This window comes from Streptomyces sp. SID8374 (assembly GCF_009865135.1).
GTDB lineage: Bacteria > Actinomycetota > Actinomycetes > Streptomycetales > Streptomycetaceae > Streptomyces.
In genome coordinates, this window is the sequence record NZ_WWGH01000001.1 from 5,063,275 (window position 1) to 5,080,039 (window position 16,765).

17 protein-coding genes are annotated in these 16,765 nt (G+C 69.9%); 15 read left to right on the forward strand and 2 right to left on the reverse strand.

All coding sequences use genetic code 11. The features are described from left to right. Window positions 1–5 precede the first annotated feature (5 nt). On the forward strand, window positions 6–1,481 hold the full coding sequence (locus GTY67_RS22685; RefSeq protein ID WP_161280228.1) for a gluconate:H+ symporter: 1,476 nt from the start codon (window positions 6–8) through the stop codon (window positions 1,479–1,481). Between the two features lie 109 nt (window positions 1,482–1,590). Here GTY67_RS22685 and GTY67_RS22690 read toward each other — a convergent pair whose 3' ends face one another. After that, complete coding sequence (locus tag GTY67_RS22690) at window positions 1,591–1,764, reverse strand: hypothetical protein (RefSeq protein ID WP_237502670.1); 174 nt, start codon at window positions 1,762–1,764, stop codon at window positions 1,591–1,593. A gap of 70 nt (window positions 1,765–1,834) precedes the next feature. Between GTY67_RS22690 and GTY67_RS22695 the strand changes: the two genes are divergently transcribed. Continuing rightward, entirely contained in the window at window positions 1,835–3,136 is a 1,302-nt protein-coding gene (locus GTY67_RS22695) for an Nramp family divalent metal transporter (RefSeq protein WP_161279807.1), read from the forward strand. Window positions 3,137–3,217: 81 nt separating this feature from the next. Here GTY67_RS22695 and GTY67_RS22700 read toward each other — a convergent pair whose 3' ends face one another. Further along, on the reverse strand, window positions 3,218–4,948 hold the full coding sequence (locus GTY67_RS22700) for a glycoside hydrolase family 18 protein (protein ID WP_343238728.1): 1,731 nt from the start codon (window positions 4,946–4,948) through the stop codon (window positions 3,218–3,220). 654 nt (window positions 4,949–5,602) lie between these two features. Here GTY67_RS22700 and GTY67_RS22705 point away from each other — a divergent pair. The 13 genes from GTY67_RS22705 to GTY67_RS22765 all read left to right on the forward strand — a co-directional run bounded on the left by GTY67_RS22705 (window position 5,603) and on the right by GTY67_RS22765 (window position 16,759). After that, window positions 5,603–6,469 carry a hypothetical protein gene (locus tag GTY67_RS22705; RefSeq protein WP_343238729.1) on the forward strand — a complete coding sequence of 289 codons (867 nt, stop codon included), beginning with the start codon at window positions 5,603–5,605 and terminating at the stop codon, window positions 6,467–6,469. A 104-nt stretch (window positions 6,470–6,573) separates the two neighbouring features. After that, window positions 6,574–7,287 (forward strand): Flp pilus assembly protein CpaB, encoded by a 714-nt coding sequence (gene cpaB, locus GTY67_RS22710; RefSeq protein WP_093690824.1) that lies wholly within the window; start codon window positions 6,574–6,576, stop codon window positions 7,285–7,287. A 7-nt stretch (window positions 7,288–7,294) separates the two neighbouring features. Beyond that, a complete protein-coding gene (locus GTY67_RS22715; RefSeq protein ID WP_161279808.1) occupies window positions 7,295–8,593 on the forward strand; it encodes an AAA family ATPase in 1,299 nt (432 codons plus the stop codon). A gap of 3 nt (window positions 8,594–8,596) precedes the next feature. Beyond that, window positions 8,597–9,049 carry a TadE family protein gene (locus tag GTY67_RS22720; protein WP_161279809.1) on the forward strand — a complete coding sequence of 151 codons (453 nt, stop codon included), beginning with the start codon at window positions 8,597–8,599 and terminating at the stop codon, window positions 9,047–9,049. Window positions 9,050–9,052: 3 nt separating this feature from the next. Next, window positions 9,053–9,442, forward strand: a complete 390-nt coding sequence (locus GTY67_RS22725; RefSeq protein WP_093690939.1) for a TadE/TadG family type IV pilus assembly protein — start codon at window positions 9,053–9,055, stop codon at window positions 9,440–9,442. 58 nt (window positions 9,443–9,500) lie between these two features. Then, complete coding sequence (locus tag GTY67_RS22730; RefSeq protein WP_093690830.1) at window positions 9,501–10,838, forward strand: CpaF family protein; 1,338 nt, start codon at window positions 9,501–9,503, stop codon at window positions 10,836–10,838. Window positions 10,839–10,848: 10 nt separating this feature from the next. After that, complete coding sequence (locus GTY67_RS22735; protein WP_093690832.1) at window positions 10,849–11,793, forward strand: type II secretion system F family protein; 945 nt, start codon at window positions 10,849–10,851, stop codon at window positions 11,791–11,793. A 23-nt stretch (window positions 11,794–11,816) separates the two neighbouring features. Further along, on the forward strand, window positions 11,817–12,704 hold the full coding sequence (locus GTY67_RS22740; protein WP_093690834.1) for a DUF5936 domain-containing protein: 888 nt from the start codon (window positions 11,817–11,819) through the stop codon (window positions 12,702–12,704). Between the two features lie 74 nt (window positions 12,705–12,778). Next, window positions 12,779–14,143 (forward strand): histidine kinase, encoded by a 1,365-nt coding sequence (locus GTY67_RS22745; protein ID WP_161279810.1) that lies wholly within the window; start codon window positions 12,779–12,781, stop codon window positions 14,141–14,143. Window positions 14,144–14,187: 44 nt separating this feature from the next. Beyond that, window positions 14,188–15,066: a response regulator transcription factor gene (locus tag GTY67_RS22750; protein WP_093690838.1), complete on the forward strand. Its 879-nt coding sequence runs from the start codon at window positions 14,188–14,190 to the stop codon at window positions 15,064–15,066. 204 nt (window positions 15,067–15,270) lie between these two features. Continuing rightward, the gene (locus GTY67_RS22755; protein ID WP_093690840.1) at window positions 15,271–15,501 is read left to right on the forward strand and encodes a hypothetical protein; all 231 of its coding nucleotides are present in this window, start codon (window positions 15,271–15,273) and stop codon (window positions 15,499–15,501) included. Further along, window positions 15,501–16,109: a pilus assembly protein TadG-related protein gene (locus GTY67_RS22760; protein WP_093690842.1), complete on the forward strand. Its 609-nt coding sequence runs from the start codon at window positions 15,501–15,503 to the stop codon at window positions 16,107–16,109. The genes GTY67_RS22755 and GTY67_RS22760 overlap by 1 nt, the downstream gene beginning before the upstream one ends. 29 nt (window positions 16,110–16,138) lie before the next feature. Further along, a complete protein-coding gene (locus GTY67_RS22765; protein ID WP_093690844.1) occupies window positions 16,139–16,759 on the forward strand; it encodes a hypothetical protein in 621 nt (206 codons plus the stop codon). Window positions 16,760–16,765 lie beyond the last annotated feature (6 nt).

The window sequence follows — 16,765 nt, forward strand, 5'->3', positions numbered from 1 at the left end:
TCCCCTTGTTTCTCGCCGCCACCCCACCGCCGGTCGAGACGCCACCGCACACCGGTGGCCTGCTCCTCCTGATCGACGGCACCGCCGGTCTGCTGACCGTTGCCGCCCTCGGTATCGCGCTCCTCCTCTTCCTGATCATCAAGGTCAGGCTCCAGCCGTTCGTCGCCCTGCTCGCGGTCTCCATAGCCGTCGGCCTCGGCGCCGGGCTCTCGGTCACCGAACTCTTCGGCACCGTGCAGAAATCCGCCGCCGTCTCGGTCATCGAGTCCGGCATGGGCGGTATCCTCGGCCATGTCGCGATCATCATCGGGCTCGGTACGATGCTCGGCGCCATCCTCGAAGTCTCGGGCGGGGCCGAGGTGTTGAGCGCCCGCCTGCTGAACCTCTTCGGTGAGAAGCGGGCCCCGCTCGCGATGGGCCTCACCGGCCTCATCTTCGGCATCCCGGTCTTCTTCGACGTCGGCATCTTCGTCCTCGCACCGATCGTGTACGCCGCCGCCAAGCGCTCCGGAAAATCGATCCTGCTCTACGCGATGCCGCTGCTGGCGGGCCTGTCGATGACCCACGCGTTCCTGCCGCCGCACCCGGGCCCGGTGGCCGCCGCCGGACTCTTCGACGTCTCGCTCGGCTGGGTGATCCTGATGGGCGCCGTCGTCGGCATCCCGTCCGTCCTGGCCGCCTGGGCGTACGCCTCCTGGATCGGGAAGCGGATCTTCGTCGACGTACCGCAGGACATGGTCGAGGCGGCAGCAGAGGCGAAGGCGGCCGTCGCCGCCGAGCAGCGGGCGGCGGGCGTCACCCCGCACGAGAAGCCGGTGCCGCTCCTCACGGTCCTCGCGATCATCGGGACCCCGCTGATCCTGATCCTCGCGGCGACGTTCTCCTCCATCGCGCTGAACCCTTCGACTCTCCGCTCGGTCGTGGAGTTCTTCGGCAACCCGTTCGTGGCCCTGACGATCGCCCTGTTCCTGGCGTACTACCTGCTCGGCATCCGCCGCGGCTGGTCCCGCAAGTCCCTGGAGTCCGTCTCCACGTCCTCGCTCAAGCCCGTCGGCAACATCCTGCTGGTGGTCGGCGCGGGCGGCATCTTCGGCGCCGTACTCAAGGGCAGCGGCATCGCGGACGCGCTGGCCGACACGTTCAACGACGTAGGGCTGCCGGTCATCCTGCTCGCCTGGCTGATCTCGGTCGTCCTGCGGGTCGCCCAGGGCTCGGCCACCGTCGCGATCGTCACCACGGCCGGGATCGTGGTCCCGCTGGTGGAGGGCCAGGACCTTTCCCAGGCCCACCTGGCGCTGATCATCATGGCCATCTCTGCGGGTTCGATCTTCGCCTCGCATGTGAACGACGGCGGCTTCTGGATGGTGTCGAAGTATTTCGGCATCTCGGAACGCGACACGTTGAAGTCCTGGACGGTGCTGGAGACCGTGCTGTCGGTGGCGGGCTTCGCGGTCGCGGCGCTGCTCAGCCTGGTGATCTAGGGGGCGTCAGCCCTCTGGGCCCCGGGCCGGCGGGAGTGCGGTGCGAGCACGCACCGCACTCCCGCCAGGCCGTTCGGACGGCCATGACCGGGACCTCGTACTGCGGGATTCACTTGTCGCGGGTGACGACGGTCATCCCCTCGATCATCCCCTCGATCTGCGCCTGGGCGACCAGTATCCGGTCGAGGAAGTCACGGTGCAGGGCAGGCAGTCGGCCCGCCCGCACCCCGAGTCCTGCGGTGATCGGCAACGAGGTGAACTGGCTGCCTGGCGGCCCACCCATAGCGCCCCCGCCCACCCGATCCCCGCACGCCCCCTTGTGCCGCCCCGCCGATTGCGCTTCCTTGATCGGCATGTCGGAGACAGACGCAACCACAGAGACAGGGGAGCCGGCCTCCCGACCGCGTAAATCCAGCTGGAAGTACATCGGCCCCGGGATCGTCGTCGCGGCGACCGGGGTCGGGGCAGGCGATCTGGTCGCGACCCTCGTCGCGGGCAGCAAGTTCGGGTACACCCTGATGTGGGCGGCGGTGATCGGCTGCCTCGTCAAGATCTCGCTCGCCGAGGCGGCCGGGCGCTGGCACCTGGCGACGGGGCGCACGCTCTTCGACGGCTGGCGCAGCATCGGCGCGTGGACGACCGTCTACTTCGCGGTGTACGTCGTCATCTGGGGCTTCATCTACGGCGCGACGGCCATGTCCTCCAGCGCCCTGCCCATCGTGGCGCTCTTCCCGGACGGGCCGGGGCTGAAGTTCTGGGCGATCGTGACCGGGCTGACCGGGCTGGCCTTCGTCTGGTTCAACCGGTACGCCGTCTTCGAGAAGGTCATGACGGTGCTGGTCGGGATCATGTTCGTGGTGGTCGTGTACGTGGCCGCCCGGGTGGTGCCGGATGTGGGGGCCTCGTTCGCCGGGCTCGTCCCCGTACTGCCGGACGGTTCGCTGCTCTACACCCTCGGGCTGATCGGCGGAGTCGGCGGCACGATCACCATGGCGGCGTACGGCTACTGGGTCAACGCCAAGGGGTGGGGCAACTCCTCCTGGATGAAGGTGATGCGCCTGGACAACCGGGTCGCCTACATCACCACCGGCATCTTCGTCGTCGCCATGCTGATCGTCGGCGCCGAGCTGCTGCACGCCTCGCAGATCGCCCTCACCTCGGGCGACCGGGGGCTGATCGACCTGGGGAAGGTGCTGGAGGACCGGTTCGGGGCGGGCACCGCGAAGCTCTTCCTGGTCGGCTTCTTCGCCACCTCCTTCTCGTCGCTGATCGGCGTCTGGCACGGGGTGAGCCTGATGTTCGCCGACTTCGTGGAGCGGTTCCGGGCGCCCGTGGCCCCGGACGAGGAGCACGCCGGTCCGGCCGTCGTCGACCGGCAGCAGCGCTCGCTGCCCTTCCGCGCGTACCTCCTCTGGCTGACCTTCCCGCCGATGACCCTGCTCTGGCTGGACGAGCCCTTCGGCCTGGTCATCGCGTACGGCGTGCTCGGCGCGTTCTTCATGCCGTTCCTCGCCCTGACCCTGCTGTGGCTGCTCAACTCCTCCCGTACGCCCAGGGAATGGCGCAACGGCCCGCTCAGCAACGGGATGCTGGCCCTCGCCGGGCTGCTGTTCGTCGTGCTGTGCGTGCAGCAGGTGCGGGAACTGCCCTGGTGACACAGGGGCTTACGGAACGCCGCAGCGCCGCCGGGGGAGCGGCGGCGCTGCGGGTTCGGGGTGGTGCGGTGGTGCTGCCGGTTACGGCAGGCTGCGGACGTGCGGGCCCACCGCCTTCGACCAGGCGTTGCCTGCCGTCGCGTCCCAGTTGGTCGACCAGGTCATCGCGCCACGGAGAGACGGGTAGGTCTTCGAGGGCTTGAAGGAGCCGCAGTTGGTGCCCTTGGCCAGGCAGTCCAGGGCGGCGTTCACGATCGACGGGGCGACGTAGCCGCTGCCCGCGCCGCGGGTGGAGGCCGGGACGCCGATGCCGACCTGGCTCGGGTCGAGGCCGCCCTCCAGCTGGATGCAGGCGAGCGCGGTGAGGAAGTCCACCGAGCCCTGCGAGTAGACCTTGCCGTCGCAGCCGAGCATCGAACCGCTGTTGTAATACTGCATGTTGACGACGGTCAGGATGTCCTTGATGTTGAGCGCCGTCTTGAAGTACTCACCCGACGTCGACTGCATGTCGATGGTCTGCGGGGCCATCGTGATGACGAGCCCGCTGCCCGCCTTCGCCGACAGCTGGCGCAGCGCCTTCGTCATGTACGTGGCGTTGAGGCCGTTCTCCAGGTCGATGTCGACACCGTTGAAGCCGTAGTCCTGCATCAGCGCGTAGACCGAGTTGGCGAAGGCGGTGGCGGAGGCGTCGTTGTCGACCCGGATCGTGCCCAGTTCGCCGCCGATCGAGATGATGATGTTCTTGCCCTGCGCCTGCTTGGTCTTGATGTCCGCGCGGAACTGGGCGTCGGTGTAGCCGTTCAGCCCGGCCGTGTCCAGCTTGAAGGTGACCGCGCCCGGCGTCGCGGTGGCGTCCGCGAAGGAGACCGCGATGATGTCGTAGTCGGCGGGGACGTCGGTGAGCTTCTGGACGGCCGCGCCGTTGTTGAAGTTCTGCCAGTAGCCGGTCACCGCGTGCTTGGGCACGGTGGTGCCGGGGCCGGGGCCCGTACCCTGCTTCGCCGTACGGGCGGTGATGGCGGCCGACTTGACCGACTCACCGGCCGCGTTGGTGGCGCTCACCGAGAACTGGTACGCCGTGTCGGCGGCCAGCCCCGTGACCGTTGCCGAGGTGCCGGTGGCGGTGGTGGCCTGCACACCGTCCCGGTACACCTTGTAGCCCGTGGCGCCGGAGACCGCGTTCCAGGACAGGGCGACCGAGGACGTCGTCGTGGCGCCCGCGGTGAGGCCGGCGGGGGTGCCCGGGAGGACCGGGGGCTGCTCGCCGCCACCACCGCCGTCGGGGCCCGTGACCTCGACGTCGTCGGCGAAGTAGGCGGACTGCCCGTACCAGCCGTGGGTGTAGACGGTCACCGACGTGGTGCTGGCGCCGGTCTTGAAGCTCGTGGACAGCTTGGTCCAGGTGGAGGAGCCCGGCGTCCAGGTGGAGACGTCGGTCGTTCCGCTGCCGGTCACCCCGAGGTAGGCGTAGCCGCCCTGCACCCAGGAGCTCAGCGCGTACGTCGAGTTGGGCTTCACGGCCACGGTCTGCGTGCACTTGGCGTTGTCCTGGCCGGCCGGGGTGGCCTTCAGCGCGGACGTGCCGCTGCGCACGGGGGAGGAGACGGTGGTGCCGCTTCCGGCGGAACAGGACCAGTTGGCGAGCCCCAACTCGAAGCCCGCGTTCTTGGCGTTGTTGACGTCGGCGGCCTGGGCGGTGGAGACGAGTCCGGTGACGGTCAGGGCGCCCGCCGCGATGACGGCCATGGCGCCGCCGAGGAAGGGACGGGAGTTGTGCCTTTTGCGTCTTCTGCTGCCTGCGGAGCGTTGCACGGGGGCCTCCGTGGGGAGTTGGTGGTGCGTGGCGGGGGTGGTGCGGCGGTGCGGGCGTACCGGACGGGCGGGTGCACGGCGGCGGGGATGGGGAAGGGCCGTGCGGATGGGGCGGAAGCGGTCGTCACCGCTGGCGGATAAACTGGTCCAGACCAATCAAGTTGTCAAGACCTCTGGCAGTGAAAGGCCCTTCCGGAGGGGTGGGCGGCCCGATGCCCGGGCGGCTCCCCGGGGCGTCCCGGGCCGGAATTTCTTTGCCGGAAGGTGACCTGTCACCCGCCTCCCGCTACCCGCACGGGTGATCTTGGTGAAGGTCTTCGCACCGTGACGAGAACGGGCCGCCGGAATGGTCCGGAACGCTCTCCCGTCCGCCCTGACGTGCGGGAATGGAAGCGCGCCCGGATTCCGGATGACGGGTTCGGTAACGCTCCGCAATGGCAGGGAAGTTGACCGGAATCGATTTCATCCCGTTTAGCACCCGACCCGCGTACGAACGGTGTTCGCATGATGACGCACTGGTCTCCGATAACTGTTCTCTGCCTGGTGAGACGTGGCTAAAGTGCTGGGGCAGGAGCACGGAGCAGGAGCGATTGCGGCCGACGTCCCGACGTCGGCCGGAGCCGAACGGGGAAGAGCGTGCCGACCGCGATAGCAGTGACGAGTGCAGATCTGGTGCTGCCGCCCACCGATCAGCAGACACCGACCGCGGCCCTCCTCCAGGCTCCCGACGCCCAGGTCCTGGAGCTGGCGATCGGCGACATGCATCTCCTGCTCGAACAGCACGGATATGTGATCGCCCTCTATCCGTCCGGCATCCGGCCCGAGCACGAACGCCGGCTCCACTCCATCCGCTCGGTCCTGGAGAGCGACCGGATCGCCCTGGTCAAGGTGGACCTGCCGCCCCTCGGCGTGGCCGTACTGGTGCGCCAGATGCGGCAGTTGTCCATCTGCGACTTCAGCCCCGGGGTGGTCGCCTCCGCCGCCCGGCTGCTCTCGCACTACATCTACGCGGGCGCCCTGCTCAACTCGGTCGCCAAGCTGGACCGGGTCCCGGTCAGCCTCAAGAGCCACGCCAAGTCCTGGCTCCCCGGCTCCCAGTTCGCCGTACTCGCCGGGCCCGAGCCGCAGCTCATCAAGGTGGGCCCGGCCGCCGAACCCCTGACCGGACCCGAATTCCGTACGCAACTTCTCGTCGCCAAAGGGCAGTTGCATTCGGACTGGGTGCAGGAGACCCTCGCGCCCGCCTGGAAGGTCCAGGCCGTCCACGACACGGGCCTGCCCGCCGACTCCCCGCGCTGGTGGGGCACGGGAAAGCTGGTGGAGTTCGCCGCCCACCTCCCGGACCTCTCCGTCCTGTACCAACTGGTCTCCTCCGTCCGCCGGGAGAAGTGCCACTGGTGCGAGATGGAGCTCATCGGTGACCGCTGCGCCTTCTGTTCCGCACCGCTCGCCGCTCCCGAGAACCGCCGGCCGCCCACAGGTGTCCTCCAGTTGGAAGCCGGCGAACGTTCCGGTCCCTAGGCCCGTCCGGCCCAGGCGCCCGGACCCCGGCCCGTACCGCCTCACCGCACATCCCTCTCTGTCCGCTGCCCCACGCATCCGATTCGAACGAGGTTGTCCGGCCCATGAACTCCCGCCAGCGCCGCGGCGTGATACTCCTGCTCCTGTCGGTCCTGTGTGCCTTCGGTGCCTTCGCCGGCGTGCTCTCGGTGATCAGCGATGTGAACTCCAAGGTGGGCCCCGAGGTGACCGCCTACCAGCTGAAGACCGATGTGGCCCCCTATACGGCCCTGAACAGCGGTCAGTTCGAGAAGATCACGATGCCCAAGCGCTGGCTCTCGGCGAACGCCGTGACCGACCTGCGGGAGGTCGAGTCGAAGATCGCCGTCACCCAGCTCCGCGAAGGCTCGCTGCTCCAGTCGGACATGATGGTGCGCAAACCCGAACTCCGCGCCGGTGAGCAGGAGATCGCCATCATGATCGACGCCGCCACCGGCGTCGCGGGCAAGATCACACCGGGCGCCACGGTCAACATCTACGCCACGTTCGCCGGCGAGCAGCGGGAGAACGGCGCCCCCGCCCAGTCCAAGGTCATCGTCTCCAACGCCAAGGTGCTGGAGGTCGGCAAGCTCACCGCCCTCAATCCCTCGGCCGACGACCGGCGCAGCCAGGTCACCGAAGCCGTGCCGATCACCTTCGCCCTCAACACGCTGGACACCCAGCGCATCGCCTACGCCGAGTCCTTCGCGGACCACGTACGGCTCGCGCTCGTCGCCCCGGGCAGCGACGGCACCATCCGCCCGGGCGACCGCACCTACACGCTGGACAAGGACAAGTGAGGATCGGATGACCACCAGAATCCTCCCGGCCGTCGGCGACCCCGACGCGGCCCGCTCCCTCACCACCCTGCTCAGCCAGCTGCCCGACGCCGAACCGGCCGGACCGGTCACCGACTCGACCCAGCTGATCGACACCCTGGCCCGCCTCGCGGGCGAGGCCCTCGACGAGCTGCCCGAAGTGGTGCTGGTGCACGAGCGGATCGGCCCGGTCCCGGCCCTGGAGCTGATCCGGGAGGTGTCCCTGCGGTTCCCGTCCGTCGGGGTCGTCATGATCACCACGGACGCCAGTCCCCACCTCTTCGCCGACGCGATGGACTCCGGCGCCCGCGGCCTGGTCACCCTGCCGGTGGGGTACGAGGAGCTCGCCAACCGGGTCCAGGCCGCCGCCCAGTGGTCCACCGGCGTCCGCCGCCACCTCTCCTCCGCGAACGACGTCTTCACCGGCCCCGGCGGCACGGTCGTCACGGTCACCGGTGCCAAGGGCGGCGTCGGCGCCACCGTCACCGCCATCCAGCTCGCCCTGGCCGCCCAGGCGTCCGGCCACACCGTCGCCCTGGTCGACATGGACCTCCAGACCGGCGACATCGCCTCCTTCCTCGACGTACAGTTCCGGCGCTCCCTCGTCGACCTCGCCCTGATCACCGACATCTCGCCCCGGGTCCTCGCCGACGCCGTCTTCTCCCACTCCACGGGCCTGGCCCTGTTGCTCGCTCCCGGCGAGGGCGAACGCGGCGAGGAGGTCAGCGACCGCTCGGCCCGCCAGATCGTCAGCGCCCTGCGCTCCCGGTACGAGATCGTCGTCATCGACTGCGGCGGCCAGATGAACGGGGCCAACGCGGCGGCCATCGAGATGGCGGACACGGCCCTGCTGGTGACCACCCCGGACGTGGTCGCGGTGCGCGGCGCGAAACGCATCGTACGGATGTGGGAACGGCTCCAGATCCGCAAGGCCGAGGAGACCGTCACCCTCGTCAACCGCTTCACCCGCAACACCGAGATCCAGCCGCCCCTGATCCAGAAGATCACCGGCACCCGGGTCGCCGCCGTCGCGGTCCCCGCCAACTTCAAGGAGCTCCAGGCCGCCGTCGACTCCGGCCGCCTGCACGAACTGGACGCCAAGAGCACCGTCAAGCAGGCCCTGTGGGGTCTGGCCGGAGAACTGGGCATCGTCAAACCGAGCGCGACGCCCAAGAAGGGCAGCGCCCTGGCCAAGAGGAACAGCGGCACCTTCAAGAACGACCGGGGCTCCATCGGACGCCCGCGCCGCCGGCGCGGCGGCCCCGCAGACGCCGAGGGGACACGTTGAGCGATGACGACCACGACGAGGACGGCCCGCACAGGCATACGGGGGCTCAGGAGCCTCCGGGAGCGCCCCGGCCCCAGGAGTCCCCGGCGCCCGAGGAGGGATGACCGCGGGCAGACCTCGGTCGAGTTCCTGGGCATGACGCCCTTCATCATCCTGATCATGCTCGTGCTCTGGGAGTGCGCGCTGATCGGCTACACGTTCAGCCTCGCGGGCAACGCGGCGGACGTGGGCGCGCGCAAGGGGAGCGGAGCGGAGTACGGGGCCGAGGCGGCCTGCCGGGCGGGCGCGATGAAGGACCTGCCCGACGCCTGGTCCAAGAACGCCCAGGTCACCTGCGGCCGGGGCGGGGGCCTTTACGAGGCGACCGTACGGCTCAAGGTCCCGGTGCTGGTGCCCAGCCTGTTCAACCTCGACATCCCCATCAAGGGCGAAGCCGGATCGGCGCTGGAGGACTGAGTGATGACGACCATCCCGTACAGCGCATCGTCGAACACCCGGCAGGCGCGCCGGGACCGCGGCCAGGTCGCCATCGAGTACCTCGGCTTCCTCCCCCTCCTGCTCCTCGTCGCCATGGGTGCCCTCCAGCTCGGCCTCGCCGCGTACGCCGCCAACCAGGCGGGCACGGCCGCACGCGCCGGAGCCCGTACGGCCGCCAGCTACGACGCCCACGGCGACCCCCGGTCGACGGCCCGCAACGCGGTGAGCGACTGGCTGGGCGACGGCGGCTTCCGCTACAGCCAGGGCGGCGGCCGGGACATCACCGCCACGGTCCAGGTCAAGGTCCCCTCCGTCGTGCCAGGGCTGGACGGCTGGTGGGCGAAGCGGAGCGCCACGATGCCGCGCGAATAGCCGCCCCCAGGCCGACCGGAACCCCGCACCACCCGCGACACCGAGGAGAGTTACGCCGATGAGCCTGCGGGCACGCATGACCGCCCCGGACGAGCAGGGCGGAGGACGGGAGGACGGCCACATGGTGGCCACCTACCGGGCCAAGCTGCTGGAGGAGATCGACCTCGCGGAGATGTCCTCGCTGGCCGCCGCCGACCGGCGGGCCCGTCTCGAGCGCGTACTCGGCCACATCATCAGCCGCGAGGGCCCGGTCCTCTCCACCGTGGAGCGCTCGCAGCTGATCCGGCGCGTCGTGGACGAGGCGCTCGGCCTCGGCATCCTGGAACCGCTCCTGGAGGACGCGTCGATCACCGAGATCATGGTGAACGGCCCCGACCAGATCTTCGTGGAGCGCAGCGGCAAGGTCGAACAGCTGCCCCTGCGCTTCGGCTCGCACGAGCAGCTGATGCAGACCATCGAACGCATCGTGTCGACCGTCAACCGCCGTGTGGACGAGTCGAATCCGATGGTCGACGCCCGGCTGCCCAGCGGCGAACGTGTCAACGTGATCATCCCGCCGCTCTCGCTGACCGGCGCCACGCTCACCATCCGCCGCTTCCCCCGCTCCTTCACCCTCCAGGAGATGATCGGCTTCGGCTCGCTGGACGAGCAGATGCTGGTCCTGCTGGCCGGACTCGTCCAGGCCAAGCTCAACATCATCGTCTCGGGCGCGACCGGCACCGGGAAGACGACGCTGCTCAACGCCCTCTCCGGGCTGATCCCGAACACCGAGCGCATCGTGACCATCGAGGACTCCGCCGAACTCCAGCTCCAGCAGAACCATGTGATCCGGCTGGAGTCCCGGCCGGCCAACGTCGAGGGCAAGGGCCAGATCACCATCCGCGACCTGGTCCGCAACTCCCTGCGTATGCGCCCCGACCGCATCGTCGTCGGTGAGGTCCGCGGCGGCGAGTCCCTCGACATGCTCCAGGCGATGTCCACCGGCCACGACGGATCGCTCGCCACCGTCCACGCCAACAACGCCGAGGACGCGCTGATGCGTCTCCAGACCCTCGCCTCGATGTCCGAGGTGGAGATCCCCTTCGAGGCGCTGCACGACCAGATCAACAGCGCCGTCGACGTGATCGTCCAGCTGACCCGGCACGCCGACGGCACCAGGAAGATCACCGAGATCGCGGTCCTGGACTCGCACGGCCGCGACCCGTACCGGATCGTCACGGTGGCCCGGTTCAACGCACAGCCGATGGCGTCGGACGGCCGGATCTACGGCCGGTTCCAGTACCTGCCGCTGCCCCGCAAGATCGCCGACCGTCTGTACATGGCGAGCCAGCCCGTCCCGCAGGCGTTCGGCATCGCGGTCCACGCCGAACAGCTCGCCACCCGAGAGGCCAACTAGGTACCGAGCCATGGACAACGTCAACCTCCCCCTGCTCACCGTCGGCGTCACCCTGATCGCCTGTGTGCTCGGCGTGATGGGCCTGTACGCCTACTCCGGCGGCAAGGCCGACCGCGACGCGCTCGTGGAGCGGCTCTCCCATGTCGGCCAAATCCCCGAGACGGGCCGGCACCGCCGGTTCAAGGGCCTGGACCGCCGGCTGCGGGCCACCGCGCTCGGCCGGAAGCTGGAGCTGAAACTCGCGGCGACCGGCATGGAGCTCACCCCCGGCGAGTTCTTCGTCTACGCGCTCCTCGCGATGGCCGGGCTGTGGATGATCGCCTCGTCCATGCTCGCCGCCTTCTTCGGCCCGGTCGCCGCGCTGATCGGCCTCTGGGGCACCAACGCCTTCCTCAACTGGCAGCGTACGAAGCGCACCGAGCGGTTCATCAACCAACTCCCCGAACTCTCCCGCATCCTGGCCAACGCCACCCAGGCGGGATTGGCCCTGCGCACCGCGCTCTCCATGGCGGCGGAGGAGCTGGAGGACCCGGCGGGCGAGGAACTGGCGCGCGTGGCGAGGCGGTTGGCGGTGGGCGAATCCCTGGACGAGGCGCTGAGCGAGCTGACGGACCGGCTCCCGTCCCGCGAACTCGTCGTGCTGGTAACCACCTTGGTCCTCTCCAACCGGGCGGGCGGTACGGTCGTCAGCTCGCTGCGCAACCTCACCGAGACCCTGGAGGAGCGCAAGGAGACCCGCCGCGAGGTCAAGACCCAGCTCTCCCAGGTCACCGTCACCGCCTACGCCGTACCGGCGTTCGGGATCGGCGCGATGCTCCTGATGAACGCGGTCATGCCCGGTGCCCTCGACCGTATGACCGGCGCGTTCATCGGCCAGGCCGCGGTGGTCGTGGCCATCGCCCTGTACGCGGTCGGGTTCGTGGTCATCCGCCGCCTCTCCCGTATCGACGTCTGACGCCAGGAAGGAAAGGGACGGACATGGACCTGCTGCTCGCCCTGGTCGTCGGCCTCGCCGTCTACGGGGCCATCCACGGCATCCGGATGTACCGGGCCGACGCCAAGCTCCCCGGCGACCTCGCCATCGCCCTGGAATCCGGCTCCTCGCGCACCGGCGCGGTGGGCTCCGGCATCGACCGGCTCGGCATCCGCTGGGCCCCGATGGTGCTGCGGATGATGGGCCCGAAGGCGGTCAACAAGAAGCGCCGCCAGATCGACCTGGCCGGAAACCCGGGCGGCCTCACCATCGACCGTTACGCCGCCCGCCGCGCGGTCTACGGAGCACTGGGCCTCCTCGGCGCCTTCTCCATGCTCCTCCAGGGCCAGTTGTTCCTGGCTCTCCTCATGATCGCGTTCGGCCTGTTCTGGGTCGAGGCGGGCATCTGGTCGGCGGTCCGGGTCCGCCGCGAGCACATCGAACGCACCCTCCCGGACTTCCTCGACGTCCTCGCCGTCGTCGTCTCCGCCGGACTCGGCTTCCGGCAGGCGCTGGACCGGGTGGCGGAGAAGTACGAGGGCCCCTGGTCCGACGAACTCCGCATCACCCTGCGCCAGATGGACATGGGCGTCAGCCGCCGCCAGGCCTTCGAGGAGCTGCGCAGGCGCAACGACTCGGAGCAGGTCGCGATGTTCGTCACCACGCTCCAGCAGGGCGAGGAGCTGGGCGCGCCCATCGTCGAGACGCTCATCCAGATCGCCAACGACATGCGCCGCACCGACGCCCAGAACGCCCGCCGCAAGGCCGCCAAGGCGGTCCCGAAGGCGACGTTCGCGGTGACGACGTTCCTGCTGCCCGGCACGCTCGTCCTCCTCACGGTCGGGTTCGTGTACGGGGCGAACGTCGACTTCTCGTTCGTGACGGGCGGCTGACATGAACGGCCGGAGGGATGGGGACGACGGGGTCAGCGGAGTCTTACGGAGAACGGGACGGAGGTGACAGGAACATGGCATACCAACTGAGCGGTGCCCAGCCGGGCCTGACCGCCGACCTGACCCGGGCCCACAGCGGCACCCCGGCCCGCCCGGCCTTCGCCATCCAGGTCAACGCCCTCCAAGCCATGTGCCGTCAGGTCTTCGGCTTCCGGCTGGCGATGATCGCGATAGCGACCCCGTACGCCATCAGCCACACCGCCCCCGGCCTGCCCACCTGGTTCATCGGCTCGGCGGTCCTGGTCACCTTCATGGGCTCGTACGTCCTGTTCCGCGACTGGGAACGCTTCGGCCCCGTCCTCCTGCGCCACCCCTGGCTGCTCGCCGTCGACGTGTTCTTCGGCTCGCTCCTGCTGATCACGGCGACCCCCGAGTCGACCCTCGCGTACGTCACCGTCTGCACCCCGCTGCTGGCGGGCCTCATCCACGGCTGGCGCGGGGCGGCGGTCTTCGCGGCGCTCCAGGTGGTGATCGTCTTCGGCGTGTACGCGAGCGTCCCGAAGCTGGAGGCGGGCGGGGCGACGGGGCTCCTCCTGCCCGGCTTCTGCGTGATCGCCGGAGCGGTCGGGGTGACCCTGCGCAACCTGCTCCTCCGCTTCGGGGAGGCCACGCAGGCGCTCACCGAGACCCGGGCGCGGCTGGCGGTGAACGAGGCGGTGGAGGCCGAACGCACCCGCCTGGCACGGGAGATGCACGACTCGGTCGCCAAGACCCTGCACGGCCTGGCCCTGGCCGCCGACGGCCTGGCCCGCTCGGCCGACCGGATGGACCCGCCGACGGTACGGCACCAGGCGGAGCTGGTCGCCCGCGCCGCGCGCCGGGCCGCCGCCGAGTCGCGGGAGCTGCTCACCGACCTGCGGCGCGAACAGGGCCTGGAGGGCGGCGTGGACATCGTGACGGAACTGGCGGCCCAGGCGGCGGACTTCACCGCCCGCCACCCGGTCACGGCCACGTTCCGCCGCCTCGCCGAGGACACCCCCGTCCCGCCCATCCCCCAGGCGGTGGCGCGCCAGCTCCTCACCGTCGCCTCGGAGGCCCTGGAGAACGCGCACCGCCACGCGGGCCCCACGTACCTGGTCGTCCTGGCCGGGGTGAAGGGCGATGTGCTGAGGGTGAGCGTGTACGACGACGGCCGCGGCCTCCCCGCCGGCACCACCCTGGAGAGCCTGCGCCTGGCGGGCCACTTCGGCCTGGTCGGCATGGTGGAGCGGGCGGCGTCGATCGGGGCCCGGATCCGGATCGGCCGGGGCAAGGCGGAGCGGGGGACGGAGGTACGGGTGGAGCTTCCGCTCGCCGCGCTGCCCCCTCCGCCACCACCACCGTTCGCGCCCGAACCGGCCCCGGACCCGCCACGCGTCCCCCACCTGTCATCCCCGTGACCTCGGTCATCTCGTGATCCCCGACCCGAAGAGGAGGTCGCACCATGCCGGACGACATCGTCGAACCAGCCACCCCGCACCCCGCGACCGGTCCCCCCACGCTGCCCCCCGCCCCCGCCACGGCCCGGCTCCGGGTGGTGGTGGCCGACGACAACCCCGTGGTCCGGGCGGGCCTGGGCGTCCTGCTCTCGGGCCGGGCCGACATCCAGGTCGTCGCGGAGGCGGCGGACGGCCGGGAGGCGTACGAGAAGACGCTGCACCACCGCCCGGACGTGGTCCTGCTGGACGTCCGCATGCCGGGCGTGGACGGCATCTCGGCGCTGCCGCACCTGGTGGGCATCGCCCCCGTACTCATGCTCACGTACAGCCGTGAGAGCGAGATCGTCCACGAGGCCCTGCGCCTGGGTGCGGGCGGCTACCTGGTGCACGGCGAGTTCACGGCGGACCAGCTGGTGCAGGCGGTACGGGACACGAGGAACGGCCGCGCCAACTTCACCGCCACGGCCGCCGACGCCCTGCTCGCCCACATGCGCCACGGCACGGTCCCGAACGCCGGCCCCCTGCCCGACGGCCTGGGCGCGGCACTCACGACGGCGCCCGTCCACACGCCCTCACGACAGCGCGAACATTCCGAAAGCCTTTCGCAACTGCAACCTCTTGTGGGACAGTCTTCTGTAACCGGGGGGTCGGTCTCTCCCCCCAACAGGCAGCAGTACGGGCTGAGTTCGAGGGAGGTGGAGGTCATGGAGCTGATTGCGTCCGGAATGAGTAATCAGCAGATCGCCGCCACCTGCTTCATCAGCGAGAAGACCGTCAAGAACCACATCAACCGCATCTTCACCAAGCTCCACAGCACCAGCCGCAGCGAGGCGATAGCCCGCTGGCTCGGCACGGCACCCCGCGACCCCGGACGGCATCCATGACCGCCCGGAGGCCGAACGAGGGGGCCCAGAACAGCTTTTGGGCCCGGGAATGGGCCCACGGACCCTCTGGCCGTACGGGGGTTCCCTCCTATGTTTCTCACGTCGCCCCCGGCACCGGCCAGGAGGAAGCCGGTACCGGGGACGGCACCGCAGAAACGCCCGAGTCGGCCGGCAGGCGGTCGGCCGAACCAGGAGGGGAACACCATGTCGAACTTCACCCTGAAGACCGGCGTCCGCGTCAACGGCTGGGCCAACACGGCGGTCAGCGCCATCCAGAAGCGTTACGCGGACAAGGACCGGGGGCAGACGGCGTTCGAGTACCTGGGCATCGTGCTGGTGGTCGTGGCGATCATCGGTGCCATCGCGGCGTCCGGGATCGGCGGGAACATCTCGAGCCGTATCGACGGTCTGGTGACGTCCATCACCTCTGGCTGATGCGTACGCGCCAACGCGGCGACGCAGGGCAGGCCTTCCCCATCTACGTAGTGATGGTGGCGGGCCTGCTCTTCCTCGCGTTCGCCTTCTTCGCTGTCGGCAAGGCATCCGCTTTGCGCAACGGGTCCCAGGGAGCCGCCGACGCGGCCGCCCTGGCCGCCGCGCAACGCGCCCGCACCGAGATGGGGCCGGGCTTCATCGCCTCGCTCCCGGGCAACACGCTGGAGCTGTTCCTCGGCTCCCCGTTCGCACCGCCGTGCGCCGAGGCGGAGCGGCTGGCTTCCGCCAACCGTGCCGACAAGCGCGCCTGCTACCCGGTGTACGGCTATCTGCGCGACCGGATCACCGTCGAGGTCGAGGGACGCAAGCCGGTCGACTCGTCGGTCATCCCCGGTACGAAGAACACGTTCGCCAAGGCCAAGGCCACCGCCCTGATCGAGTTCCGCTGCCCCGACTGGAAGGCCGTGGACTTCAACAGCGACGGTGTCCAGGACCTGTTCATTTTCACCTGCTCGAACGGCCGAGTGGTGGAAATAGCGCCGGGCAGCCCGCCGCCATGGTCCACAGTGAGCAAGATTCTCTTCGATGTGCGGTTGGTCGACCAGTGACAGCGAACGACGAGTAGAGGAATCGGACCATGAGCATTCGGCGGACCACGACGACCAGAAGGGCGATGACGGCCGTGACGGCGACGGCTGCCCTGGCCCTCGCCCTCACCGGCTGCGGCGACGACGGAGGCGATGCGCCCCAGGGCACGGGATCCACCGCCCCGTCCGCCCCGGCCAGCCCTTCGGAGACGGAGGACAAGGGCGAGCCGCAGCAGGAGGACACCGCGGCGGGCGAGAACGTGGACCCGAACGTGAAGCTCGCGGAGACGCAAGGCCAAGGCGGCCTCGTCCTGGTCATCAACGAGGTCAAGCGGGACACCGGCGGATTCCTCACGGTCCAGGGGGCGATCACCAACGAGGGGGACCAGGCGCGGACCACCTCGGCCTGGTCCGGTGCCGAGGTCAACATCGTCAACAAGAACCCCAACTCGGTCGCCGGGGCCACGCTCGTCGACAAGGTGGGCAAGAAGCGCTACTACGTTCTCCGGGACACGGACTCCCGGTGCCTGTGCACCACGGCGATCACCTCGCTCGCCCCGGGCAAGACCGCCCCGATCTTCATGCAGTTCCCGGCCCCGCCGCAGTCCACCACCGAGGTCGACTTCAACCTCCCGACCTTCGCCACCACCTCGCTGAAGATTTCTGGGTGAGTGCGG